This window comes from Burkholderia sp. IMCC1007, assembly GCF_027257875.1.
Taxonomy (GTDB): domain Bacteria; phylum Pseudomonadota; class Gammaproteobacteria; order Burkholderiales; family Burkholderiaceae; genus Burkholderia.
On the sequence record NZ_JAPVQY010000074.1, the window covers coordinates 1 to 25,132 of the forward strand.

The following is a 25,132-nucleotide window of genomic DNA, read 5'->3' on the forward strand; positions in this document are numbered from 1 at the left end:
GCACGGCGTGCCGCTCGCCGACGGCGGGCTCGACGCGCATGCCCGCGCGTCCGACATGCTGCGCGCCGCGCTGCTGAAGATCGCGGCGGGCGTCGCGCCGCCGGACCTGACCGCGGCATGCGGCGCGCTCGGCGCGGCCCTCGCGCGGGCCTGACCGGCAACGGGGCGCATACACGGCGGCGGCCCTTGTCGCGCGGGCCTGCAACACGCTGCCGACAGTGCCCGCGCGCGTGTTAGAGTGCCGTGTAAACCGCGCGCGTCGTTGCCAGCGTCGTGCGGCGTTGCTTGTTGATCGCGGCCCGGTCAGGTCGCGGCGTCTTTGCTAAAATTCAAACCATGTCAAAGCCTTCCGATCGCATCAATCTCACCAACCAGTTCCTGATCGCCATGCCGAACATGGCGGATCCGACGTTTTCAGGAACGGTGGTCTATCTTTGCGATCACAGCGAGCGCGGAGCGCTCGGCCTCGTCATCAATCGTCCCACCGACATCGATCTCGAATCGCTGTTCAACCGCATCGACCTGAAGCTCGACATCGAGCCGCTGCTGCACATTCCCGTGTACTTCGGCGGCCCGGTCCAGACGGAGCGCGGCTTCGTGCTGCACGAGCCCGTCGAGGGCGCCAACTACAATTCGTCGATGTCGGTCGAGGGCGGGCTGGAGATGACGACGTCGAAGGACGTGCTCGAGGCGGTCGCGACGGGCACCGGCCCGAAACGTTTCCTGCTGACGCTCGGGCATGCAGGCTGGGGCGCAGGGCAGCTCGAGGAAGAAATTTCCCGCAACGGCTGGCTGACGGTCGCCGCCGATCCGCGCATCGTGTTCGACACGCCGGCCGAGGAGCGCTTCGAAGCCGCGCTCGGCCTGCTCGGCGTCAGCTCGTCGATGCTGTCCGGCGAAGCAGGGCACGCATGAGTGGCGCGAGCGCGCGCGATGCGACGCTCCTGGCGTTCGACTACGGCGAGAAACGGATCGGCGTCGCGATCGGCAACGCGCTGACGCGCTCGGCCCGCGCGCTCGTCGTGATTCCCAACCTGAATCGTGAGCACCGCTTCAAGGCGGTCGGCGACCTGCTGGCCGAATGGCGGCCGGACGCGCTCGTCGTCGGGCTGCCGATGCATCCGGACGGCACGCCGCACGAGATGACGCAGCAGGCCAAGCGCTTCGGCAACCAGCTGAACGGCCGTTTCGGGCTGCCCGTCACGTGGGTCGACGAGCGCTATTCGTCGGTCGAGGCCGAGGCCGGGCTGCGCGAGCGCAACGTGCGCGGCCGCGCGCGGGCCGAGATCCTCGACGCGGAAGCCGCGCGCGTCATCCTTCAACAGTATCTCGATCAATTGTCCGACCATGAGCACCATTGATGCCGACGCGCTCTATCGCGTCCTGCTCGACCAGATTCGCGGCGCATACGGCACGGCCTTCGCCGAACCGGGCGGCCCGCGCCTCGCCGGCATTCACAGCGGCGGCGCATGGCTCGCCGAGCGGCTCGCGCGCGATCTCGGCGCGCCGGCATTCGGCGTCGTGAACGTCGCGCTGCATCGCGACGACTACGCGAAGAAGGGGCTGCACAGCCAGGCGAGCCCGACGGCACTGCCGTTCGAGGTCGACGGCGCGCGCATCGTGCTCGTCGACGACGTGCTGTACACCGGCCGCACCGTGCGCGCCGCGCTCAACGAGCTGTTCGACTACGGCCGCCCGGCCGCCGTCGAGCTCGCGGTGCTCGCCGATCGCGGCGGCCGCGAGCTGCCGGTCGCCGCGCGCTTCGCGGGCGGCACGCTCGACGTGCCGGCCGATGCGACGCTCGTGCTTGCGCGCGACGCCGCCGCGCAGTTCACGCTACGCATCGAGGCGCACGGCGCCTGAGCGAACCGCGCAACCGTATCCCGGGCCGCCGGTTCGTACCGCGGCCCGTTTGCATAGTTGGAATCACGCACACCATGACCACCGACACCACTGGCCGCACCGGCAATCCCGCGACGGCCGCGAGCCCCGAGCGGTTCCGCTACGGTTTCCTGAAGGGCAACCCGCAGCTCACGAAAAACGGCGAGCTGAAACACCTGCTGTCGATCGAGGGGCTGCCGCGCTCGATCGTCAACCATATTCTCGATACGGCCGAGCAGTTCGTCAGCGTGACGGACCGCGAGGTGAAGAAGGTGCCGCTGCTGCGCGGCAAGTCGGTGTTCAACCTGTTCTTCGAGAACTCGACGCGCACGCGCACGACCTTCGAGATCGCTGCGACGCGCCTGTCGGCCGACGTGCTGAACCTGAACATCAATGCGTCGTCGACGAGCAAGGGCGAATCGCTGCTCGACACGATCAACAACCTGTCGGCGATGCATGCCGACCTGTTCGTCGTGCGCCACGCGTCGAGCGGCGCGCCGTACCTGATTGCCGAGCACTGCGCGCCGCACGTGCACGTGATCAACGCCGGCGACGGCCGCCACGCGCACCCGACGCAGGGCCTGCTCGACATGTACACGATCCGCCACTACAAGCGCGACTTCACGAAGCTGCGCGTGGCGATCGTCGGCGACATCCTGCATTCGCGCGTCGCACGCTCCGACATCCACGCGCTCACCACGCTCGGCGTACCCGAAGTGCGCGCGATCGGCCCGCGCACGCTGCTGCCGGGCGGCCTCGAGCAGATGGGCGTGAAGGTGTTCCACAACCTCGACGAAGGGCTGAAGGGCGTCGACGTGATCATCATGCTGCGCCTGCAGAACGAGCGGATGAGCGGCGCGCTGCTGCCGTCCGCGCAGGAGTACTTCAAGACCTGGGGCCTGACGCCCGAGCGCCTCGCGCTCGCCGCGCCCGACGCGATCGTGATGCACCCCGGCCCGATGAACCGCGGCGTCGAGATCGATTCGCAGGTCGCCGACGGCCCGCAATCCGTGATTCTCAATCAGGTCACGTTCGGCATCGCCGTGCGGATGGCGGTGATGGGCATCGTCGCCGGCAACAGCGACTGAACCCGCTTTCGCGCATCCTCGTTCAGGCATTCAACGCATTCAACGCATTCACAGACAGCGCATGAAGATTCATATCCAAGGCGGCACGCTGATCGACCCGGTCGCCGGCACCGAACGGCAGGCCGACGTATTCGTCGCGGACGGCAAGATCGCCGCGCTCGGCACTGCGCCGGCCGGTTTCAACGCGGACAAGACCATCGACGCGGCGGGGCAGATCGTCGCGCCCGGCCTCGTCGACCTGTGCGCGCGGCTGCGCGAACCGGGCTACGAGCACAAGGCGACGCTCGCGTCCGAGATGGCCGCGGCCGTCGCGGGCGGCGTCACGACCCTCGTGTGCCCGCCGGACACCGACCCCGTGCTCGATGAGCCGGGCCTCGTCGAAATGCTCAAGTTCCGCGCGCGCAACCTGCACCAGGCAAACGTGCATCCGCTCGGCGCGCTGACCGTCGGCCTCAAGGGTGAAGTGATCACCGAGATGGTCGCGCTGACCGAATCGGGCTGCGTCGGCTTCACGCATGCGAACGTGCCGGTGCGCGACACCCAGGTGCTGCTGCGCGCGCTGCAGTACGCGAGCACCTACGGCTATACGACGTGGCTGCGTCCGCTCGACGCGTTCATCGGCCGCGGCGGCGTGGCCGCGAGCGGCGCGCTCGCGTCGCGGCTCGGGCTGTCCGGCGTGCCGGTCGCGGCCGAGACGATCGCGCTGCACACCATCTTCGAACTGATGCGCGTGACGGGCGCGCGCGTGCACCTTGCACGCCTGTCGTCCGCGGCCGGTCTCGCGCTCGTGCGCGAGGCGAAGGCCGAAGGGCTGCCCGTGACGTGCGACGTCGGCGTGAATCACGTGCATCTGATCGACGTCGACATCGGCTACTTCGATTCGCAGTTCCGGCTCGACCCGCCGCTGCGCAGCGAGCGTGATCGCGAAGCGATCCGCGCGGCGCTCGCCGACGGCACGATCGATGCGATCTGCTCCGATCACACGCCGGTCGACGACGACGAGAAGCTGCTGCCGTTCGCGGAAGCGACGCCCGGCGCAACGGGCCTCGAGCTGCTGCTGTCGCTCACGCTGAAGTGGGCCGACGAAACCGGCACGCCGCTCGCGCAGGCGCTTCGCCGCATCACGGCCGCACCGGCCGACGTGCTGCAACTGCCGGCCGGCCGTCTCGCCGAAGGCAGCGCGGCCGACCTGTGCGTGTTCGACCCGCGCGCGCACTGGCGCGTGGAGCCGCGCGCGCTGAAGAGCCAGGGCCACAACTCGCCGTTCCTCGGCTACGAACTGCCCGGCTGCGTGCGTGCGACGCTCGTGGCGGGGCAAGTCGCGTTCGAGCGCCACTGAACCACGCCGGATCTTCGCCATGACCGCTCTTCGCAAGCTGCGTCTCGTCTTTCACCTGCTGCGCGGCATGGCGACCGTCGCGCTGTGCTTTTCGCGCGTCACGCCCGCGCGGCGCGCCGAGATGACGCGTCGCTGGTCGATCAAGATGTTGCGCATCTGCGGGATGCGCATCGTCGTCCACAACGACGGCGCGCGGCTCGATGCGAGCGCGCTCGTGGTCGGCAATCACGTGTCGTGGCTCGACATCTACGCGATCAATGCGTGGCGGCCGACGCCGTTCGTGTCGAAGGCCGAGGTGCGGCAGTGGCCCGTCGTCGGCTGGCTCGCCGAGAAGCTCGATACCGTGTTCCTGCAGCGTGAAAAGCGCACCGAGGCGATGCGGATCATGCACGAGATGGCCCAGCGCCTGCGCAACGGCGGCCTGATGTGCGTGTTCCCCGAAGGCACGACGTCGGACGGGCAGGCGCTGCTGCCGTTCCATGCGAACCTGTTTCAGTCCGCGGTGTCGGCTGGCTGCGCGGTGCAGCCGATCTGCCTGATGTACGAGGACGCGCAGCAGCGGCAGTCCGTCGCGCCCGCCTACACCGGCGACCTGTCGCTCGGGAAGTCGCTCGACATGGTGTTGCGCGGCGGCCCGCTGATCGCGCATCTGTACGTGTGCGATCCGATCCCGCCGGGCGGCGATCGGCGCAGCATGTCCGCCGCCGCGCGCGACGCGATCGCGGCCGCGCTCGAGACGTTGCAGGCGAAGGTCGGCAAGCCGTCGCCCGAGTCGCTCGCGGAGCTGGAGGCGCTAGCGTATCCGGCGACCGAAGTCGGCGCCGGCGCGTCGCACGACGCGGCGGCCGACCAGCCGGTGCCGGGGCGCGAGGGGTGACGCATCATTTCGCCCGCGCGTCGCGTGCGCGGGCTACTCGCCGCCCGGCGTGCGGCATGCGTCGCACTGTACCTGCGTGAGCGTCCGCTGCGCGGGATCGGCCGTCAGTCGCACGGCCGATAACTGATTTCCCCATACACACCCCGAATCGAGCGCGATTACGTTGTCGCGCAGCATCAGGCCCAGCGCGGCCCAGTGGCCGAACACGACCGTCACGTTTTCGGTGCGGCGCGCCGGTGCGTCGAACCACGGCAGGTAGCCGGGCGGCGCGCTGTCGGGGCCACCGTTCGTCTTGAACTCCATCGCGCCGTCCGGCGTGCAGAACCGCAAGCGCGTGAACGCGTTGAATGCGACGCGCATCCGGTCGCGCTTCTTCAGGTTCGGACTCCATTGATTCGGTTCGTTGCCGTACAGATGCTGCAGCGTGTCGCGCCAGTCGGGTGCGCGCAGCGCGCGCTGCAGTTCGTCCGCGAGTTCGAGCGCGAGCGTGGTGTCCCATTGCGGCAGCACGCCTGCATGGACCATCAGCATGTCGTGCTCGAAGTGCGCGAACGGACGGTGGCGGACCCAGTCGAGCAGCGCTTCGGCATCGGGGGCGTCGAGGATTTCGCCGATGGTGTCGCCCGGGCGTTCGGTGCGGATGCCAGCGGACACCGCGAGCAGATGAAGGTCGTGATTGCCGAGGACGACGGTCGCGCGCGGGCCCAGCTCCACCAGCGTGCGCAGCGCGGCGAGGGAGTCGGGGCCGCGGTTGACGACGTCGCCGGCGATCCAGAGCGGGGTGTCGGCGGGGGCTGAAAGCTTTTCGAATAATGTTTGGAAAGCTGAATGACAGCCTTGGATGTCGCCGATGGCGATGGGGGTGCGAATCATGGCAGAAGGAATGTTTCGAATTGCAGGGTTCCGGGGAGAATGATCCGCCAAGAGCCGTGGATCGGGATTTTTATTTCGACTTTTGCCACTGATGTGGCATGAAATTTCGATATCCCAAGGGTTCGAAGCGCTGTATCAAGTTGTTAGCGGCATGGCTTTTGCGAGGGGCGGCTCCCTATAATTGTCGTCTTCCCGAACAAAATTAGCATTTCATGACTTTGGCGGCCATGTCGACCGGTTAAAATTCCCGGTCTGAGGTGGCGGCCATCGCCCATTGCTTTGAATTTCTTATGCGGCGCGGCCCGTCGGCGCGCGCCGCGCATCACCTACAGAGGGAATCGCATGATCCTGGTTACCGGCGGCGCGGGTTTTATCGGTGCCAATTTCGTACTCGATTGGCTCCGCGGCTCTGATGAGGCCGTGCTCAATGTCGACAAGCTGACCTATGCGGGCAACCTCCGTACGCTGCAATCGTTGGACGGCAATCCGAAGCACGTATTCGCACGCGTCGACATCTGCGATCGTACCGCGCTCGACGCGCTGTTCGCCGAGCACAAGCCGCGCGCGGTGCTGCATTTCGCCGCCGAAAGCCATGTCGACCGCTCGATCCACGGCCCGGCCGATTTCGTGCAGACCAACGTCGTCGGCACCTTCACGCTGCTGGAAGCGACCCGTCAGTACTGGAATGGCCTGAACGACGCCGACAAAGCGGCGTTCCGCTTCCTGCACGTGTCGACCGACGAGGTATTCGGCTCGCTGTCCGCGACCGACCCGCAATTCTCCGAGACGACGCCGTACGCGCCGAACAGCCCCTATTCGGCGACGAAGGCTGGTTCCGATCATCTGGTGCGTGCCTACCATCACACGTACGGCCTGCCGACGCTGACGACGAACTGTTCGAACAACTACGGCCCGTACCAGTTCCCCGAGAAGCTCATCCCGCTGATGATCGCGAATGCGCTCGCCGGGAAGCCGCTGCCCGTGTACGGCGACGGCCAGAACGTGCGCGACTGGCTGTATGTCGGCGACCACTGCAGCGCGATTCGCGAAGTGCTGGCACGCGGCGTGCCCGGCGAAACGTACAACGTCGGTGGCTGGAACGAGAAGAAGAACCTCGAGGTCGTGCATACGTTGTGCGATCTGCTCGACAAGGCGCGCCCGAAGGCGGCCGGTTCGTACCGCGACCAGATCACCTACGTGACGGATCGCCCGGGCCACGATCGCCGCTATGCGATCGATGCGCGCAAGCTCGAGCGCGAGCTCGGCTGGAAGCCGGCGGAAACGTTCGAGACGGGCCTCGCGAAGACCGTCGACTGGTATCTCGACAACCAGGTGTGGGCCGACGAAGTTGCATCCGGCGAATACCGTAAATGGGTCGAAACCAACTACGCGAAACGCACTTGAGGAGACACGCGATGGCACGCAAAGGCATCATCCTCGCGGGCGGATCGGGCACGCGGCTGTATCCGATCACGCACGTCGTGTCGAAACAGTTGCTGCCGGTGTACGACAAGCCGATGATCTACTACCCGCTGTCGACGCTGATGGTCGCGGGGATTCGCGACGTGCTGATCATCTCGACGCCGCAGGACACGCCGCGCTTCGAGTCGATGCTCGGCGACGGCAGCCAGTGGGGGATGAACATCCAGTACGCGGTGCAGCCGTCGCCGGATGGCCTCGCGCAGGCGTTCATCATCGGCAAGGAATTCGTCGGCAACGATCCGTCGGCGCTGATCCTCGGCGACAACATCTTCTACGGTCACGATCTGGCGAAGCAGCTCGAACGTGCGGACGCACAGGACGCCGGCGCGACGGTGTTCGCGTACCACGTGCAGGATCCGGAGCGCTATGGTGTTGTCGAATTCGACAAGTCGTTCCGCGCACTGTCGATCGAAGAGAAGCCGGCTAAGCCGCGGTCGAACTACGCGGTCACCGGTCTCTACTTCTACGACAACCGCGTGTGCGACATCGCGGCCGACATCAAGCCGTCGCCGCGCGGCGAACTCGAAATCACCGACGTCAATTCGCGCTATCTCGACAGCGGTGCACTCAACGTCGAAATCATGGGGCGCGGCTACGCGTGGCTCGATACCGGCACGCACGATTCGTTGATCGAGGCAGCCAGCTTCATCGCGACACTGCAGAAGCGGCAGGGTCTCGTGGTCGCGTGCCCGGAAGAGATCGCCTACCGCCGCCGCTGGATCGACGCCGAGCAGGTGCTGAAGCTTGCGCAACCGCTGGCGAAGAACGCGTACGGGCAGTACCTCAAGAACATTCTCACGGATCAAGTCGCATGGCCATCCAAGTAACGGCAACGGCGTTGCCCGAAGTCAAGATCATCGAGCCGAAGGTGTTCGGCGACGCGCGCGGGTTTTTCTACGAAAGCTTCAACGGGAAGGAATTCGCGGAGCAGGTCGCACCCGGCATCGAATTCGTGCAGGACAATCATTCGCGCTCGTCGAAGGGCGTGCTGCGCGGTCTGCACTATCAGATCCAGCACGCGCAGGGCAAGCTCGTTCGCGTGGTCGAAGGCGAAGTGTTCGACGTGGCCGTCGACATTCGCAAGGGTTCGCCGAACTTCGGCAAGTGGGTAGGGGTTGTTTTGTCGAACGACAACCATCGGCAACTGTGGGTGCCGCCCGGTTTCGCACACGGTTTCGTCGTGCTGTCGGAGGCAGCGCAGTTCCTTTACAAGACGACCGACTACTGGTTTCCGGAACACGAGCGCAGCATCGTGTGGAACGACCCGGAGATCGGGATCGAGTGGCCGATCGATTTCGAGCCGCTGCTGGCGGCGAAGGACGCGGCCGGCAAGCGACTGAGCGACGCCGAGGTCTACGCATGAAGATAATCGTCACGGGGGCGAACGGCCAGGTCGGTTGGGAGTTGTCCCGCAGCCTGTCGGTACTGGGGCACGTCATTTCTCTGACGCGCGAAGGGGCGGATCTGACTCGCCCGGATACGCTCGCGCGCGTCATCGACGAAATCCGGCCGGATGCCGTCGTCAACGCCGCGGCTTACACCGCCGTCGATGCAGCGGAAGTGGACGCCGCAACGGCGAATATGGTCAATGCGGAGGCGGTCGGCGTGCTGGCCGAGGCAACGCGGCGTGTGGGTGGGGTGTTCGTTCACTATTCCACGGATTACGTGTTCGATGGAACCAAAGCCACGCCCTACGTCGAGTCGGATCCGACTTGCCCGATGAACGTCTATGGTGCGAGCAAGCTGGGCGGTGAGCTGGCGGTCGCGCACGCGGGTGGAGACTGGCTCACGTTCCGCACGACGTGGGTGTTCGCGTCGCGCGGGAAGAATTTCCTTCGCACGATGCTTCGCCTCGCGAAAGAGCGCCAAGAGATTAAGGTGGTGGCCGATCAATATGGTGCGCCGACGTGGGCGCGCTCGATTGCCGACGGCACGGCGCATGCGTTGGCCACCGCTATTCGCGAGCGCAAGGCCGGTACTTTTGAATCCGGTATCTACCACATGACATCGGCCGACCAGACTTCCTGGCACGGGTTTGCCGAGGCGGCAATTGCGTCGTGGCGTGCGGCCTCGGGCGCCGCATCGCTGGCGGTGGAACAGATTACGCCCATCCCGGCGAGTGCGTATCCGCTGCCGGCGAAACGCCCGGTGAACTCGGTGTTGTCGAATGCGGCGCTCAAGGATCGCTTCGGCATCGAACTTCCCGACTGGCGTACCGCCGTCGATCTGTGCGTCAAAGATCTACTTTCACAATAAGTCAAACGCGGTATTTCCGCATCAGGCAATGTCAATAATTCGTGGCTTCATCTCTGCACCGCGGGCTCTGCTGCAGACGCTCGTGGGGAATGCGTCGCTCATCTGGCAGATGACGAAGCGGGAAGTCGTCGGGCGATACAGAGGCTCGATGTTCGGCCTTGCGTGGTCGTTCTTCAACCCGTTGCTGATGCTTGCGGTGTATTCGTTCGTATTCTCTTTCGTGTTCAAGTCACGCTGGGGCGGCGGTGCGGAGGATCAAGGGCGCGCGCAATTTGCCATGATGCTGTTCGTGGGGATGACGATTCACGGATTGTTTGCCGAGTGCGCGAACAGGGCGCCGAGCCTGATACTGAACAATCCGAGTTACGTGAAGAAGATTGTGTTTCCGCTGGAGATACTCCCAGTCGTCGCGTTGCTGTCCGCCTGCTTTCACGCGCTCGTCAGCATGATCGTGTTGCTGCTGGGCTTTTTGCTATTCAAGCATTTCATCTTCGCGACAGTGCTGCTGCTTCCGATCATCATGTTGCCGCTGATGCTGATGTCGCTCGGTGTCGCATGGTTCCTGTCGGCTACCGGGGTTTTCGTTCGAGACGTGGGGCAAATCACCGGCCTCTTGACGACGGTGCTAATGTTTCTTTCTCCCGTGTTCTATCCTGCTTCGGCGCTGCCCGAGAAATATCGAGTCTGGCTCGAGATCAACCCGCTGACGCTGTTCATTGAGCAGGCGCGGGCGATACTCCTGGAAGGACATTTGCCGGATTTCGGTTCGCTTGGCCTTGCGATTCTGCTAGGGATTGCCGTCGCGTGCGTGGGCTACAAGTATTTTCAGATGATGCGGAAGGGGTTTGCGGATGTCCTCTGAAACACTCGTAATCAATGTCGACGACGTCAGCAAGCACTTTCGAGTTTTCGGGAAGCCGGCTGACCGGCTCAAGGCGGCCATGCGTCATCGCATGACACGCTTCGGGAAGCTTGTCCCGCAGCGGCTGCTGGCGGGAAGCGATGCGGCAGAATTCCACGCATTGCAGCATGTGTCATTTCAAGTGCGCAAGGGCGAGACGATCGGCATCATCGGCCGCAATGGCTCGGGGAAATCGACGCTGCTGCAGATTATTTGCGGCACCCTGACGCCGTCGAGCGGGCAAGTGTCGCTCAAGGGGCGTATGGCCGCGCTGCTCGAACTCGGCGCCGGGTTCAATCCGGAGTTCACGGGGCGCGAAAATGTGTTCATGAACGCGGCGTTGCTCGGATTGACGCGCGCGCAGATCGAGGAGCGCCTTGACAAGATTTTCGCGTTCGCGGACATCGGCGATTTCGTCGACCAACCGGTAAAGACTTACTCAAGCGGCATGTATGTGCGGCTCGCGTTCGCCGTTATCGCCCACGTTGACGCGGACGTGCTGGTGATCGACGAGGCGCTTGCGGTCGGTGACGCATTCTTTACCCAGAAATGCATGCGCTTTCTTCGCGAGTTCATGGAGCGGGGGACCGTCCTGTTCGTGAGCCACGACACAAATGCGGTCGTTAATCTGTGCAGCCGGGTCGTGTGGCTGGATCGGGGCGTCGTTCGTGAGATCGGGCCTGCGAAGGAAGTGTGCGAATCGTACCTTGAGGCGTTCTACGACGAGCAGCATCGCGCTTCCGGCAAGCAGGGCAGCAAGCCGGTCGAGCGCAGCAATTTCGTGCGCACGATCGCGGAAAGCGATGTTCGTGACCAGCGCGCCCAACTCATCAATGCGTCGAAACTGAGAAACGATGTCGAAGTGTTCGAATTCACGCCTGATTCGCGGCATTTCGGTCTTGGAGGCGCGACGGTCGAATACGCTTGCATCGAAGACCGTGACGGAGCACGGATCAACTGGGTGGTTGGCGGCGAAATCGTATGCATCCGTGTCGTGGTGAAGGCCGTGCAGGCGTTGTCCCGGCCGATTGTCGGGTTCATCGTGCGCGACCGGCTTGGGCAGAACCTGTTCGGCGACAATACGTTCCTGACGACGCATAACGAGCCGTTCGTCACGGGGGCGGACGAAACCTTTACGGCGAAGTTTATTTTCAGGATTCCGATTCTGCCGGTGGGCGACTATTCGATCACGGTCGCCGTTGCGGACGGCACGCAGAGCGACCATGTGATTCACCAGTGGGTGCATGATGCAATCATGCTCAAGTCCCACTCGACGAGCGTCAGCACGGGGTTGATTGGCATTCCGATGCAGGAGATTGCTTTGGAGCGGCATGTTGATCACGATGCGGGGGCGAGCCATGAGCTCTGAGCCCCCGACGACGGTTTCACGCGGCCTGGGTCGGGCCGTGCTCACTCACGTCCCGGACGCGGTGCATACGGTGCAGGATGCAACCGTCAAGACTTCGAACGATCGCCTGTCGAGTCACGACAACGGCTTCGGTCTGCTCCGTCTGATTTTTGCGACGATGGTGCTTTGGGACCACGCATTTCCGCTGGGCGGATTCGGGCGCGATCCGATGTGGCATCTGACGCTGGATCAGGATTCGATGGGCGGGATCTGCGTGTCGGGCTTCTTTGCGATCAGTGGTTTCCTGATCGCAAAAAGCGGCATGCGGGCTGATCTGCTGCAATTCGCGTGGCGTCGATGCGTGCGAATCTTTCCGGCGTATTGGGCAGTCCTCGCGATCACCGCATTTTGCGTGGGGCCCGTGATCCATTATCTGGACGCGGGTACGTTGCACGGATACTGGAATACCGTGGTCGGCGGTCCGCTGGGATACGTGGTGAACAACTGGAATCTGCAGATTGGCCAGTATGGGATCAACAGTCTGCTGCGCGATACGACGCCGTACGGCACCTCGGTGTCGGCGAGCGTGTTCAACGGATCGATCTGGACGCTGATCTATGAGGCGCAGTGTTACGTGATGGTAGGCATTTTTGCGGTCTTCGGTCTGCTTACCGCGCATCGGCGGGTCCTGCTCGGCATCACGGTCGCCGCATGGATGCTGCTGGCGCTTCAGATCATCGACCCGGCCTTCCCGGGCAAGGTCGTGCCGTGGCTCGGCGATCCGCATGCGGTCCAATACGGCGCGATCTTCCTGATGGGGTCGTGTGCGGCGGCTTATTCGAGGCAGTTGCCGATTTCGGACAAGCTCGGCGTGTTTGCGGTTGGTGTTTATCTGGTCAGCCTGTTCAAGGGCGGATATTTTGTGCTGGGCTATCCCGCTATGGTGTATTCGATCCTATGGCTCGCTTGCCGGTTGCCCGGCTGGGCTCGCCGCATCGGCGCGAAAAACGACTATTCGTATGGGATATACGTGTTCGGGTTCTTGGTCCAGCAATTGCTCGCGTATGCGGGCATTTACCGATACGGGTTTGCGGTGTTTCTCGCGGCATCGGTGTTTTTCACGTTTATTTGCGCGTGGTTGAGTTGGCATCTCGTCGAAAAGCGTGCGCTTGCGCTCAAGGACTGGGGTCCGGGACGTGGTTGGCAGTTCTTTTTGGCTGGATTGATTGTGAAGAAAGAGGAAAGGCAATGAGCGACGTAAAGGCAAACTGGATCGATGGAAAGAAGATTCTCGTTACCGGTGGTGCAGGATTCATCGGCTGCGCAATCTCACAGCGACTGGCGCCGCGCGCGAACCGCTATGTCGTGATGGACAATCTGCACCCGCAGATCCACGAGCACGCGACGCGGCCGAGTGCACTCCACGAACGGGCCGAACTCGTTGTGGCAGACGTCACCGATGCCGGCGCCTGGGACGCGCTCCTCGGTGATTTCCAGCCCGACGTCATCGTCCACCTCGCGGCGGAAACCGGTACGGGGCAATCGCTGACGGAGGCGAGCCGGCATGCGCTCGTCAACGTCGTCGGCACGACTCGGATGACCGACGCGCTGATGAGGCATGGCGTGACGGTTCAGCATGTCCTGTTGACGAGCAGCCGCGCCGTTTACGGCGAAGGCGCATGGCAGCGGCCGGACGGCACGATCGTCTACCCTGGCCAGCGTGGGCGGGCGCAGCTCGAAAGCGCGCAATGGGATTTCCCGGGAATGACGATGCTGCCGTCGCGTGCCGATCGAACGGAGCCGCGCCCGACGAGCGTGTACGGTGCGACCAAACTTGCACAGGAGCAGGTGCTGCGTGCATGGTCGCTCGCGACGAAGACACCACTGTCGATCCTGCGCTTGCAGAACGTCTACGGGCCGGGGCAGTCGCTCACCAATTCGTACACTGGCATCGTCGCGCTCTTTTCGCGACTGGCGCGAGAAAAGAAAGTCATTCCGCTGTACGAGGACGGACACGTCACGCGCGATTTCGTGAGCATCGAAGACGTCGCTGATGCGATCGCCGCGAGCCTTGCGCGCGAGCCGGAGACGCTGTCGTTGTTCGACATCGGTTCGGGGACTGCGACCAGCATCCTGCAAATGGCACAGACTGTCGCCGCATTCTACGGTGCGCCTGCCCCGACGGTCACCGGAGCGTTTCGCGACGGCGATGTGCGACATGCTGCGTGTGACATCGATGTATCGCTCGCGAACCTTGCATGGAAGCCGCAATGGTCGCTGGAAGAAGGGGTTCGCCAACTGCAGAGCTGGATCGCGCAAGAGCTTGATCGCAAAGACTAATCCAATCGTAGAGGTTACGAGTGCCGCTGCACGATACGACAGTTACCGGACCCGCATCTCTGCGGATTCAGTCAATTCTGTACAACAATACCCAGGAACACATCGATAGCGCGCTCGAGAGCATTGCGCGCGCGGCGGATCTCGCCATCGGTGGGGGCGTCCTGTCGTCGGTGGAGGTCGCGATCGGCGATTGCTCACCGAATCCTGTGTTTTCAGCCGAGGTGATCGAGGCGCGTGCCGTCAAGTATCGCCCGCAGGGCATTGGCCGTATCGACTACACATTTTTCGACGCCAATCTCGGGTCTGCCGCAGGCCATAACAGGCTGCTGGCGGATCTGAATACTGAGCTCGTGCTGATCCTGAATCCGGATGCATTGGTCGCGCCCAATATCTTCAGCGAACTGGTGCGGCCGATGCGCAAGCCGGGGGTGGGGATCGTCGAAGCAAGACAAGTCCCGATCGAGCACCCGAAGGATTACGACCCGACGACAGGCGAGACGAGTTGGGCTGCAACCGCTTGTGCACTCGTGTCGGCTGCGGTGGCGAAAGAGGTGAACGGGTTCGATTCGGAATCGTTCTTCCTCTATTGCGATGACGTCGATTTTTCCTGGCGGGTACGGTTGGCCGGCTACAAGGTGGTCTTCCAGCCATCTGCCGCGCTGTTTCACGACAAACGGTTGTCGACCGCAGGAACGTGGATCGTCGGTGGCGCGGAAGAGTATTATTCGGCCGAGGCTGCGATGATCCTTGCCCACAAGTATTCGAATGGCGCGCTGGCGGATCGAATCGAGCGCCAGTTGCTCGCTCATGGTAGCGCCGCCGAAAAGAAAGCCGCGCAGAAATACCGCGATCTCAAGAATTCCGGCAAATTGCCGTCGCCGATCGACCCCGATCACCGCGTGGCGCAGTTCATCGACGGAAATTACGCGAAACATCGATTCTAATCCCATGAAATCGGCAATTTATCAATTCGGCTATCGCGAGAATTCGGTTTATAGCAATGTGGTCGCGCTGCTTTCGGAATTCGGCGGGCGTGATGGCCTGCATCTGGATATCGGCTGCGGTTATGGGGCGATTGCGGAGCCTGTTCGTGATCTGGGACTGACGTATGTCGGTTTCGACGCGGATGGCGACGCGCTGCGGAGCATTGAGTCACGCGGGTTCTCGACCGGGCAAGTCGACCTGCAGCGTCTGGACGACGCGTTCGCGCAAATCGAAACCGCCGTCGCGGGTCGCCGCGTGACCTCGATTTCCGTCATCGATGCGCTCGAGCACATTACGAACGGTCCCGCGCTGCTAGAGCGTTTGCGGGCGTTTGCTGACAATCACGCGATCCTGCTCGTCGTCGCCGTGCCGAACGCGGGTCACCGCGACCTCGGTATCAAGCTGCTGACTGGTCACTGGGACTATACGGTCGCTGGCTTGCTCGATCACACACACGTGATTCACCATACCGACAGGCTGCTTGCCGGCATGGCCAAGCGCGCCGGCTGGCACGAAGTCGGCGCTCGTGACTACTACATGGAGGCGAGCGATCAGGCATTTCCGCGTGCGCATCCAATGCTGACCGGAAACACGCCGGTTTCGCGCTACTTGTGGCAGATCCGCGACTCTGCCGACGGTTTCGGCACAGTCAACGAGTTCGTGCGCGCCTATTTGCCCGGTGCAAGACACGATGAGGTCCAGTTGCTGGCGGAACACAAGGTGCAGCAGCCGTTTCTGTCGGTCGTCACGCGGACTCAGGGCAAGCGATTGGGCAATCTTCGCGATGTCCTGCTTTGTCTGTCCGCGCAGACCTGCCAGGATTTCGAAGTGCTGGTGATGGCGCACAAGGTCGAGGAGGAACCGCTCTTCGCAGTCAAGCGCATCGTGGAGGATCTGCCGGAATCCATTCGGATGCGAGTGCGCGTGATCCAGTGCGACCGCGCCGGGCGTTCGTCTCCGCTCAATGACGGGTTCATGGCGGCACGTGGTCGATACATTTCGATTCTCGACGACGATGAACTCGTCTTCGCTCATTGGGTAGAGACGTTCCGAAAGCTGGAAGAAGCGGCTTCGGGGCGCGTGTTGCGCGCAACTGCCGCGGAACAGGACATCGTTTCCACCGGAAAGCGGCCTGACGGTGCGCTGGCCTACCGGACGGTCTCGTCGATCACGAAGCCATATCCGTCGGAGTTCGATTTCTACGACCATTTGTCCCAGAACTATTCGCCGACGTTCTCCCTCGCGTTTCCGCGCGTCGCGTTTCAGGACCTCGGGATCCGGTTCGACGAGTCTCTCGATACGGCGGAGGATTGGGATTTCGAAATGCGGACCGTATTTATGTGCGGCGTCGAGAGCAGCCCCGAAATTACGGGTATCTATCGGAAGTGGCGTACCGGCGAGTCATCGTTCTCGGGACATTCCCAGGAAGAGTGGAGTCGCGATTACAACAAGATCCTTGCGAAGCACAACGAGCAGTACCACGTTTTCCCGCCGGGCACGATCAAGTTGCTGATCGATCAGCGCAACTGGATTCGCAAGCTTGAGCAAGACATCGCCGTGCTGCGGGGCCAGTCTCAGCTCGATCTGCTGAGACGATTCTTTATCAAGCATCCGCGTCTGTATCGGGTTGCGCGCATGGCTTATGACAATTCGCGAATTGTCGCCCGGAGAATCGTCCGGCGCTTGGGCTGACCTGAGCGCGATGACGGTATTCGTGATGGTCCGCGATGGCGGGAATGCAGATGCGGTTTGACATTTCCATTGTGTTGTATCGAGAAACCGAGGACACGCTGTCCGCGCTTCTCGATAGTCTTGCCGCACAAGCGCCGTGTCCAGGTGTGCAGATTCGTGTCTGGCTGCGCAACAACGATCCTGGCGATGCGAGTCGCTGGGATCGTTTCGTGCGCTCTACATCCTGGCCGTTCGAGGTTTCGGTCAGCCATTCCCCAGGGAATGTCGGGTTCGGCACAGCGCACAACGCCACCTTCGAAACCGGTGACGCGCCGTTCTTCTTCGTGCTGAACCCGGATGTCTGTCTGCATTCGACTGCAATTTCCGTTCTGACGGAGGCCATTTCGGCCGCGCCGCACGATGTTGCCGCATGGGAATTGCGGCAACTGCCGTACGAGCATCCGAAGCTTTACGATCCCGTCACGCTCCGTATCGACTGGACGACGGGGGCTGCGGTCGTGTTTCGACGCGAGGCTTACGCACAGGCAAACGGCTTCGAGCCGCGCATCTTCATGTATGGCGAGGATGTCGACTTGTCGTGGCGGCTGCGTGCTGCCGGATGGACGCTGTCCTACGTGCCGAAGGCAGTCGCGGTGCATCGCACGTATACGACACCGGGAGAGATCAAACCGCTTCAACTCGTCGGCGGTATTCAGTCGTCGCTGCAATTGCGTACGCGCTTCGGGTCGTGGTTCGACGTGCTGTGTGGTTTGGGCTGCTGGGCGGTCGAGTTCGCGAGACCGCCGCGCATTCCGCAGGCACGGCGTCAGTGCATCGCAATCCTGAGTCGGTATCTGCGGTCGATGTGGTATTTCCGTCGCACTGGAAAGTCGTTTCGCCGTGCCGGATTTCGTCCACATTTCCGCTTTTGGGGATACGGCGATACGCGCGACGGTGCATTCTTCGCCTTCGCGACCGACGAATCTGATCCGGCGGCGTTGCCCCTCGTATCCATTGTCGTGCGCACGCATCGCAGGCCGGCATTGCTGCGTGAGGCGCTGACGTCGCTGGTGAACCAGACCTATCCTCGCGTGGAAGTCGTCGTTGTCGAGGACGGACCGGCAAACAGCGCCGAGATGATTGAACGGGAATTCGTCGGTCGACTGAACGTTCGTTATGTTGCGACGGGCGTTCCGGTCGGGCGCAGCGCGGCGGGGAATCGCGGCCTTGCGTTGGCCACCGGTGAATGGCTCGGATTTCTCGACGACGACGACCAGTTCTATGCTGACCACGTCGAGACGCTGATGCAGGTTGCGCGAGCGGGTACGAATCGCGCCGTCTATAGCGCATCTCATGACGTTCCCACGACATTCGATCAGTTGTCGGACAATGTCGCGCAGTATCGTGAAGCGACGCCGATGGTCATGTACCGGCCGTATTCCCGTCTGTCGATGTGGCAGGAGAATCTCGCGCCGATCCAGGCCGTGCTGTTCCATCGCAGTCTTTATGCGGAATTCGGTGGATTCGACGAAGACCTCGATCAGCTCGAGGATTGGGTGCTATGGGTACGCTACTCTTGCGCAACCGACTTTACGTCAGTGATGCGGGTCACGTCGAGGTACCGTACGCCGATGTCGAGCAAGGTCGCGCTGACGCGGCAAGCCAAGCTGCACGATGCGTACGAGCAGGCCGTCGAGCGGCAGCGATCAATGCGTGTCACCTTGAGTCCGTTCGACGTGATGGATATGGCGGAGGAGCAGGCGCACCGCCACGCGATCGTCTATTTCTCGAGACGCGCCGCACGCAATTTGCTCGTTCGGGTCCCGTTCCTGAGACCGATACTGTCGACTCAGGCTTCGTGGCGCCGCAATCTGCGCGTGCTGCTGCGTCGCATGACGCCGGGTTCGCGATGATCGGACGCCGGCCGCGCACCAGGCGGGCGGCGCGCACATTCCCGCCAATGAGACTTCAAGCGTGATTTGTACCGAATTGAATGATTTGTCGGTGTCGATCGTGGTCTATCGGCCCGATCTTGTTCAGCTGGAGCAGACACTGACGAGCCTTGCGGTTGCTTGCGAGCGGCTGCATGCCGCACGGCCGGACCTGTCGGTGAAACTCTACCTGATCGATAACGGTGGCCTGCCCGCCGCGCAGACGATGCTCGACGCGCTTTCCTGGCGCGGCGTCGACTTGGAGGTCGTGTCGGGGCACGGAAACGTTGGCTACGGCCGCGGCCACAATCTCGCGATCGAGCGTGTGGTCAGCCGCTTCCATCTGGTGCTGAACCCGGATATCGATGTCGGTCGGGATGCGCTGTCGGCTGCGCTGGATGCTTTCGACGCGGAACCGGCGCTCGGCTTGCTGACCCCGTGGATCGGCGGCGACGACGGACATCAACAGTTTCTCTGCCGACGCTTTCCCGCCGTCCTCGATTTGCTCGTACGCGGCTTCCTGCCGGCTCGCATCCGGCAATGGTTTGCCGGCCGCCTTGCACGCTACGAAATGCGCGACGTGATCAACGACACCGACATCGTTTGGGATCCGCCCATCGTCAGCGGCTGCTTCATGCTGTTCCGTACCGATGTGCTGAGGAAACTCGGCGGCTTCGACCCGCGCTACTTCCTCTACTTCGAGGATTACGACCTCAGTCTGCGCACGCACGACGTCGCCCGGGTCGCATACGTCCCGGCAGCTCGCGTCATCCACCACGGCGGCGGCGCGTCCCGCAAGGGCTTCGCCCACATCCGCATGTTCGCCGCGTCAGCTTTCAAGTTCTACAACCGTTTCGGCTGGAGGCTGTGGTGACCCACATCATCGTGACCGGTGCAAACGGCTTCGTGGGCCGCGCGGTCTGTCGCCGCGCGCTGGCTGCCGGGCACACCGTGACCGCGCTGGTGAGGCGCCCGGGCGGATCCATCGAAGGCGTGCATGAGTGGGTCCACGACGCCGCCGACTTCGACGGCCTCGACGAAGGATGGCCAACGGACCTGACCGCCGACTGCGTGATCCACCTCGCCGCCCGCGTGCACGTAATGCGCGACGAGTCGCCCGATCCCGACGCCGCGTTCGACGCGACCAACGTCGCCGGTAGCTTGCGTCTCGCCAAAGCCGCGCGCCAGCATGGCGTGCGCCGCATCGTCTACGCGAGCAGCATCAAGGCGGTTGGGGAAAGCGACGGCGGCGCACCGTTGTCGGAAGCCGTAAGTCCCGACCCGCAGGATGCCTACGGCCGCTCGAAACTGCGCGCGGAGCGCGAGCTCGCACAATTCGGTGCGTCGAACGGGCTCGACGTCGTGGTCGTGCGCCCGCCGCTGGTCTACGGTCCGGCGGTCCGCGCCAACTTCCTGCGCATGATGGACGCGGTTGCACGCGGGATGCTGCTGCCGCTCGGTGCCATCGCGGCACGCCGCAGCATCGTCTACGTCGACAACCTGGCCGACGCGCTGCTGCAATGCGCGATCGATCCGCGTGCGGCCGGCGAATGCTTCCACGTCGCGGACGACGATGCGCCGTCCGTTACGGGCCTGCTGCGCCTGGTCGGCGACGCACTCGGCAAGCCGGCCCGCCTGATCGCGGTGCCGTCCGCCGTGCTGCGGGCGCTCGGTACGCTGACCGGCCGCCGCGCGGCGATCGATCGCCTGACCGGCAGCCTCCAGCTCGATACGGGCCGGATCACGCGCGTGCTCGGCTGGCATCCGCCCTATACGACGCGACAGGGCCTCGAAGCGACCGCCGCATGGTATCGTTCGCGCGATACACAACAATAGCCGACATGCATTTCCCGATATCCACGTGGCCCGAGGCGGCTGCGGTGGCGCTGGCCGCTGCCATCGCGTCGACGGCCATCCTGCGCATATTGCTCGCGACCGGCCTCGCATGGCACCTTGCCACCGACATTCCGAACGACCGTTCGCTCCACACGCTGCCGACGCCGCGCGTCGGTGGCTGGGGCATCGTGCCGGTCTGCGTCGTCACGCTGCTCGCGCTGGCGCCGCACTTGTGGCTGATCGCGGCCGCCGCCGCCGCGCTTGCCGCGATGTCCCAGATCGACGACCGTCGCGGGCTGCCGGCCCGCGTGCGGTTTTCGGCACACCTCGCGGCGGTCGTCGCGCTGATCGCCGTGTTTCCGGCCGACGCGCCGTGGTGGCTGCTGGCCGGCATCGGCTTCGTGATGGTGTGGCTGACGAACCTGTACAACTTCATGGACGGCGCCGACGGCCTTGCGGGTGGCATGGCGCTATTCGGCTTCGGCGCGTATGCCGTCGCAGCGCTGACCGCTGCGACACCGTCGTCGGATCTGACCGTCGCCGGCGCCGCCGTCGCGGGGGCGGCATTCGGCTTCCTGCTGCTGAATTTCCATCCGGCCCGCTTGTTTCTCGGCGACGCAGGCTCGATTCCGCTCGGTTTCCTGGCTGGAGCGCTCGGTTACTGGGGCTGGAGAGGCAGCGTCTGGCCGATCTGGTTCCCCGCGCTAGTGTTCGCGCCCTTTATCGCCGACGCATCTGTAACACTTTTGAGACGTCTGTTACGTGGCGAAAAGTTCTGGGAAGCCCACCGGGAGCATTATTATCAAAGGATGGTCCGGGCCGGGGTAGGTCACCGCCGGACCGCTCTTTATTGGTACCTCATCATGCTCGCCGGCATCATCGTTGCCGTGTGGGCGAGGGGCCGCCCGGAGCTGCAGCAATGGCTGTCGTTCTTTGCGTGGTACGGCGTCCTGGCATGTCTCGGACTGGTGGTCGACATGCGCTGGCGCCGCTTTCAGTCGGCCGCCGAAAATAACTCTTGAGGTTTCCTGCCGATGTTGCGATCCAAAGCGTCATGGCTTTCGCTGAGCGCTTTTCTGTTTGACCTGACGGCGGTGAGCGCCGCGTGGTTGTCCGCCTATCTCCTTCGATTCAACGGCAGCGTTCCGTCCGATTTCATGGGCGGCGCGCTGACGGCGCTGATGTGGGTGCTGCCCGTCTACGCGCTGATGTTCCACGTGTTCGGCCTGTATCGTGGCCTGTGGGTGTTTGCGAGCCTTCCCGATCTGATGCGGATTTCGAAGGCCGTGGCCAGCGGCGGCGTGATCGTGATGATCGGCGCCGTGATGTTCCAGCCGTCGCCGATCATTCCGCGCTCGGTGCTGCTCGTATCGCCGCTGATGCTGTTTCTCGTGATGGGCGGCGCGCGCGCGCTGTACCGCGCGACCAAGGAGTTCTACCTGTACGGCGGGCTCGTCGGGCAGGGCAAGCCGGTGCTGGTGCTCGGCGCCGGCACGGCCGGCGCGAGCCTCGCGCGCGAACTGTCGCGTTCGGGCGAGTGGCGCCTCGTCGGCCTGCTCGACGACGACGTCACCAAGCAGGGCCGCGAAATCTACGGCTACAAGGTGCTGGGCTCGTTCAACGACCTGCAGCACTGGACCGAGGCGATGAAGGTCGAGTACGCGATCATCGCGATACCGTCGGCGTCCGTCGAAACGCAGCGCCGCGTCGCGACGCTGTGCGTGCGCGCGGGCATCAAGGCGATGGTGCTGCCGTCGCTGACGGCGCTGATGCCGGGGCAGGGGTTCCTGTCGCAGGTGCGGAACATCGATCTCGAGGACTTGCTCGGCCGCGACGCGGTGACGATCGACACGCCGCACGTCGAGGCGCTGCTGCGCGGTCGCGTCGTGATGGTGACCGGCGCGGGCGGGTCGATCGGTTCGGAGCTGTGCCGGCAGATCCTCCGCTTCATGCCGGCGCAACTGGTCGCGTTCGATCTCTCCGAATATGCGATGTACCGGCTCACCGAGGAACTGCGCGAGCGCTTCCCCGACCAGCCGATCGTGCCGATCATCGGGGATGCGAAGGATTCGCTGCTGCTCGACCAGGTGATGTCGCGCCATGCGCCGCATATCGTGTTCCACGCGGCCGCTTACAAGCACGTGCCGCTGATGGAGGAGCACAACGCATGGCAGGCACTGCGCAACAACGTGCTCGGCACGTACCGCGTGGCGCGCTCGGCGATCCGCCACAACGTGCGCCATTTCGTGCTGATCTCGACGGATAAGGCCGTCAACCCGACCAACGTGATGGGCGCGAGCAAGCGTCTCGCCGAGATGGCGTGTCAGGCGCTGCAGCAGACGAGCGACGGCACGCAGTTCGAGACGGTGCGCTTCGGCAACGTGCTCGGCAGCGCCGGCAGCGTGATCCCGAAGTTCCAGCAGCAGATCGCGAAGGGCGGGCCGGTGACGGTCACGCATCCGGAGATCACGCGCTTCTTCATGACGATTCCCGAAGCCTCGCAACTCGTGCTGCAGGCATCGAGCATGGGGCACGGCGGCGAGATCTTCATTCTCGACATGGGCGAGCCGGTCAAGATCGTCGACCTCGCCCGCGACCTGATCCGCCTCTACGGTTTTTCCGAAGGACAGATCCGGATCGAATTCACGGGCCTGCGGCCCGGCGAGAAACTCTACGAAGAGTTGCTCGCGGATGACGAGACGACGACGCGCACGCCGCATCCGAAGCTGCGCATCGCCCGAGCACGCGAAGTGCCGGATCATTTGCTCGACGAACTGTTGCCGTGGCTGATGCAGCATCGCGTGCTGAGCGATGACGAAGTCCGGCGCGACCTGCGGCGCTGGGTTCCGGAATACCAATCGGCCGTCGCCCCCGTGCTGCAGAGCGTGCCCACGATGCGGGCGGCGTCGAACGAGTAAGCCGCCGATACACGAAGCAAAAGCGCCCTTGACGGGCGCTTTTTTTTCGTTCGGCGATAGCCGGCAAGAGCCGTCGCTCAGAGGCTGGGCCGATGCCTGCGTACGACGACTCCCTCGGGCACCCCAAACCGCACGCCCCATCCCCCAACGCCCCCAAGCATTCCGGCGCCGATCTGCTGACAGAGCTCATGCCGTTTTCCGATTCGCGCGGCGGACACGATACGGGATTGTGTGACGCCGCACTGTCGCTCGCCATGTTGTCCGGGAAGATCACGTCAATGCACGAAAGGCAACGTTGCGCTTGGCCGACATGCATTTCCACTGCGACAGGCGTCGGTTCTTCGAAGGTTTTGATCAAGGCGGATGTTCAGATGAAAAAGGCAATCATCACGGGGATTACAGGGCAGGACGGTGCTTATCTGGCGCAGCTTCTGCTCGAGAAGGGATACATCGTGTATGGAACGTATCGTCGCACGAGTTCCGTCAACTTCTGGCGCCTCGAAGAACTGGGGATTGCACAGCATCCGAACTTGCGGCTGGTCGAGTATGATCTGACGGACCTCGGCTCCAGCATCCGATTGCTGAAGGACTGCGAAGCAATTGAAGTCTACAATCTTGCCGCGCAAAGCTTCGTCGGCGTTTCGTTCGATCAGCCCGTCACGACGGCGCAGATCACCGGAATCGGCGCGCTCAATCTGCTCGAGGCGATCAGGATCGTCGACCCGAAGATTCGTTTCTATCAGGCGAGCACCTCGGAAATATTCGGCAAGGTGCAGGCAATCCCGCAGGTCGAAAGCACGCCGTTTTATCCGCGGAGCCCGTATGGCGTCGCCAAGCTCTATGCGCACTGGATGACGGTGAATTATCGCGAAAGCTACGACATCTTCGGGTGCAGCGGGATCCTGTTCAACCACGAATCGCCGCTGCGCGGTCGCGAATTCGTGACCCGCAAGATTACCGACGGCATGGCGAAGATTCTTCTGGGCAAGCTTGACGTGCTGGAGCTCGGGAATCTCGACGCGAAGCGCGACTGGGGATTCGCGAAGGAGTATGTGGAAGGCATGTGGCGTATGTTGCAGGCGGACAAGCCGGATACTTACGTGCTGGCGACCAATCGGACGGAAACGGTACGCGACTTCGTGACGATGGCCGCGCGTGCGGTCGATATCAAGCTGAACTGGACAGGCAGCGCCGAACAGGAAGCCGGGTATGACAGCAAAAGCGGCAAGGTGATCGTGAAGGTCAATCCGCGCTTTTATCGCCCGGCGGAAGTCGAATTGCTGATCGGTAATCCCGCGAAGGCGCGCAACGAATTGGGCTGGGAGCCGAAGACCACGCTCGAGTCGCTCTGCCAGATGATGGTCGAAGCGGATATACGCCGGAACAACGCGGGTTCTTCGTTCTGAA

Annotated in this window: 23 protein-coding genes; 22 read left to right on the forward strand and 1 reads right to left on the reverse strand. The window is 63.5% G+C overall.

Annotated elements, in window-relative coordinates:
- Window positions 1–336 precede the first annotated feature (336 nt).
- The 6 genes from O1Q03_RS35860 to O1Q03_RS35885 all read left to right on the forward strand — a co-directional run bounded on the left by O1Q03_RS35860 (window position 337) and on the right by O1Q03_RS35885 (window position 5,185).
- Entirely contained in the window at window positions 337–915 is a 579-nt protein-coding gene (locus O1Q03_RS35860) for a YqgE/AlgH family protein (RefSeq protein ID WP_006751106.1), read from the forward strand.
- Window positions 912–1,361, forward strand: coding sequence for a Holliday junction resolvase RuvX (gene ruvX, locus O1Q03_RS35865; protein ID WP_269509956.1), 450 nt, complete (start codon window positions 912–914; stop codon window positions 1,359–1,361). Before O1Q03_RS35860 ends, ruvX begins: the two co-directional genes overlap by 4 nt.
- Entirely contained in the window at window positions 1,348–1,863 is a 516-nt protein-coding gene (gene pyrR, locus O1Q03_RS35870; RefSeq protein WP_269509959.1) for a bifunctional pyr operon transcriptional regulator/uracil phosphoribosyltransferase PyrR, read from the forward strand. Before ruvX ends, pyrR begins: the two co-directional genes overlap by 14 nt.
- A 74-nt stretch (window positions 1,864–1,937) precedes the next feature.
- The gene (locus O1Q03_RS35875) at window positions 1,938–2,969 is read left to right on the forward strand and encodes an aspartate carbamoyltransferase catalytic subunit (protein ID WP_096503383.1); all 1,032 of its coding nucleotides are present in this window, start codon (window positions 1,938–1,940) and stop codon (window positions 2,967–2,969) included.
- Between the two features lie 61 nt (window positions 2,970–3,030).
- Complete coding sequence (locus tag O1Q03_RS35880; protein ID WP_269509962.1) at window positions 3,031–4,308, forward strand: dihydroorotase; 1,278 nt, start codon at window positions 3,031–3,033, stop codon at window positions 4,306–4,308.
- 19 nt (window positions 4,309–4,327) lie between these two features.
- Entirely contained in the window at window positions 4,328–5,185 is an 858-nt protein-coding gene (locus tag O1Q03_RS35885) for a lysophospholipid acyltransferase family protein (protein WP_269509965.1), read from the forward strand.
- A gap of 33 nt (window positions 5,186–5,218) precedes the next feature.
- On the opposite strand, the gene O1Q03_RS35890 is transcribed toward O1Q03_RS35885, so the two are convergent.
- Complete coding sequence (locus O1Q03_RS35890; RefSeq protein ID WP_269509967.1) at window positions 5,219–6,058, reverse strand: symmetrical bis(5'-nucleosyl)-tetraphosphatase; 840 nt, start codon at window positions 6,056–6,058, stop codon at window positions 5,219–5,221.
- A 342-nt stretch (window positions 6,059–6,400) separates the two neighbouring features.
- Between O1Q03_RS35890 and rfbB the strand changes: the two genes are divergently transcribed.
- The 16 genes from rfbB to gmd all read left to right on the forward strand — a co-directional run bounded on the left by rfbB (window position 6,401) and on the right by gmd (window position 25,131).
- A complete protein-coding gene (rfbB, locus tag O1Q03_RS35895) occupies window positions 6,401–7,462 on the forward strand; it encodes a dTDP-glucose 4,6-dehydratase (protein WP_269509970.1) in 1,062 nt (353 codons plus the stop codon).
- An 11-nt stretch (window positions 7,463–7,473) separates the two neighbouring features.
- Window positions 7,474–8,367 carry a glucose-1-phosphate thymidylyltransferase RfbA gene (rfbA, locus tag O1Q03_RS35900; protein WP_269509973.1) on the forward strand — a complete coding sequence of 298 codons (894 nt, stop codon included), beginning with the start codon at window positions 7,474–7,476 and terminating at the stop codon, window positions 8,365–8,367.
- Window positions 8,352–8,903 carry a dTDP-4-dehydrorhamnose 3,5-epimerase gene (gene rfbC, locus O1Q03_RS35905; RefSeq protein WP_269509976.1) on the forward strand — a complete coding sequence of 184 codons (552 nt, stop codon included), beginning with the start codon at window positions 8,352–8,354 and terminating at the stop codon, window positions 8,901–8,903. Before rfbA ends, rfbC begins: the two co-directional genes overlap by 16 nt.
- Window positions 8,900–9,796 carry a dTDP-4-dehydrorhamnose reductase gene (gene rfbD / locus O1Q03_RS35910; protein ID WP_269509978.1) on the forward strand — a complete coding sequence of 299 codons (897 nt, stop codon included), beginning with the start codon at window positions 8,900–8,902 and terminating at the stop codon, window positions 9,794–9,796. The genes rfbC and rfbD overlap by 4 nt, the downstream gene beginning before the upstream one ends.
- Window positions 9,797–9,824: 28 nt before the next feature.
- On the forward strand, window positions 9,825–10,658 hold the full coding sequence (locus O1Q03_RS35915) for an ABC transporter permease (protein ID WP_269509981.1): 834 nt from the start codon (window positions 9,825–9,827) through the stop codon (window positions 10,656–10,658).
- Window positions 10,648–12,066: an ABC transporter ATP-binding protein gene (locus O1Q03_RS35920; protein WP_269509983.1), complete on the forward strand. Its 1,419-nt coding sequence runs from the start codon at window positions 10,648–10,650 to the stop codon at window positions 12,064–12,066. The genes O1Q03_RS35915 and O1Q03_RS35920 overlap by 11 nt, the downstream gene beginning before the upstream one ends.
- A complete protein-coding gene (locus tag O1Q03_RS35925; protein WP_269509987.1) occupies window positions 12,029–13,297 on the forward strand; it encodes an acyltransferase family protein in 1,269 nt (422 codons plus the stop codon). The genes O1Q03_RS35920 and O1Q03_RS35925 overlap by 38 nt, the downstream gene beginning before the upstream one ends.
- Complete coding sequence (gene wbiB / locus O1Q03_RS35930; RefSeq protein WP_269509990.1) at window positions 13,294–14,385, forward strand: dTDP-L-rhamnose 4-epimerase; 1,092 nt, start codon at window positions 13,294–13,296, stop codon at window positions 14,383–14,385. The genes O1Q03_RS35925 and wbiB overlap by 4 nt, the downstream gene beginning before the upstream one ends.
- A 20-nt stretch (window positions 14,386–14,405) precedes the next feature.
- Window positions 14,406–15,329, forward strand: coding sequence for a glycosyltransferase family 2 protein (locus O1Q03_RS35935; RefSeq protein ID WP_269509992.1), 924 nt, complete (start codon window positions 14,406–14,408; stop codon window positions 15,327–15,329).
- Window positions 15,330–15,333: 4 nt separating this feature from the next.
- A complete protein-coding gene (locus O1Q03_RS35940) occupies window positions 15,334–17,061 on the forward strand; it encodes a methyltransferase domain-containing protein (RefSeq protein WP_269509995.1) in 1,728 nt (575 codons plus the stop codon).
- Window positions 17,062–17,111: 50 nt separating this feature from the next.
- Complete coding sequence (locus O1Q03_RS35945; protein ID WP_269509997.1) at window positions 17,112–18,953, forward strand: glycosyltransferase family 2 protein; 1,842 nt, start codon at window positions 17,112–17,114, stop codon at window positions 18,951–18,953.
- A 61-nt stretch (window positions 18,954–19,014) separates the two neighbouring features.
- Window positions 19,015–19,845, forward strand: coding sequence for a glycosyltransferase (locus tag O1Q03_RS35950; protein ID WP_269510000.1), 831 nt, complete (start codon window positions 19,015–19,017; stop codon window positions 19,843–19,845).
- A complete protein-coding gene (locus O1Q03_RS35955) occupies window positions 19,842–20,807 on the forward strand; it encodes a UDP-glucose 4-epimerase family protein (protein WP_269510003.1) in 966 nt (321 codons plus the stop codon). The genes O1Q03_RS35950 and O1Q03_RS35955 overlap by 4 nt, the downstream gene beginning before the upstream one ends.
- Before the next feature lie 5 nt (window positions 20,808–20,812).
- A complete protein-coding gene (locus tag O1Q03_RS35960) occupies window positions 20,813–21,829 on the forward strand; it encodes an MraY family glycosyltransferase (RefSeq protein ID WP_269510006.1) in 1,017 nt (338 codons plus the stop codon).
- A 12-nt stretch (window positions 21,830–21,841) separates the two neighbouring features.
- Complete coding sequence (locus O1Q03_RS35965) at window positions 21,842–23,725, forward strand: polysaccharide biosynthesis protein (protein ID WP_269510009.1); 1,884 nt, start codon at window positions 21,842–21,844, stop codon at window positions 23,723–23,725.
- A gap of 371 nt (window positions 23,726–24,096) precedes the next feature.
- On the forward strand, window positions 24,097–25,131 hold the full coding sequence (gene gmd, locus O1Q03_RS35970) for a GDP-mannose 4,6-dehydratase (protein WP_269510033.1): 1,035 nt from the start codon (window positions 24,097–24,099) through the stop codon (window positions 25,129–25,131).
- Window position 25,132: the final 1 nt, after the last annotated feature.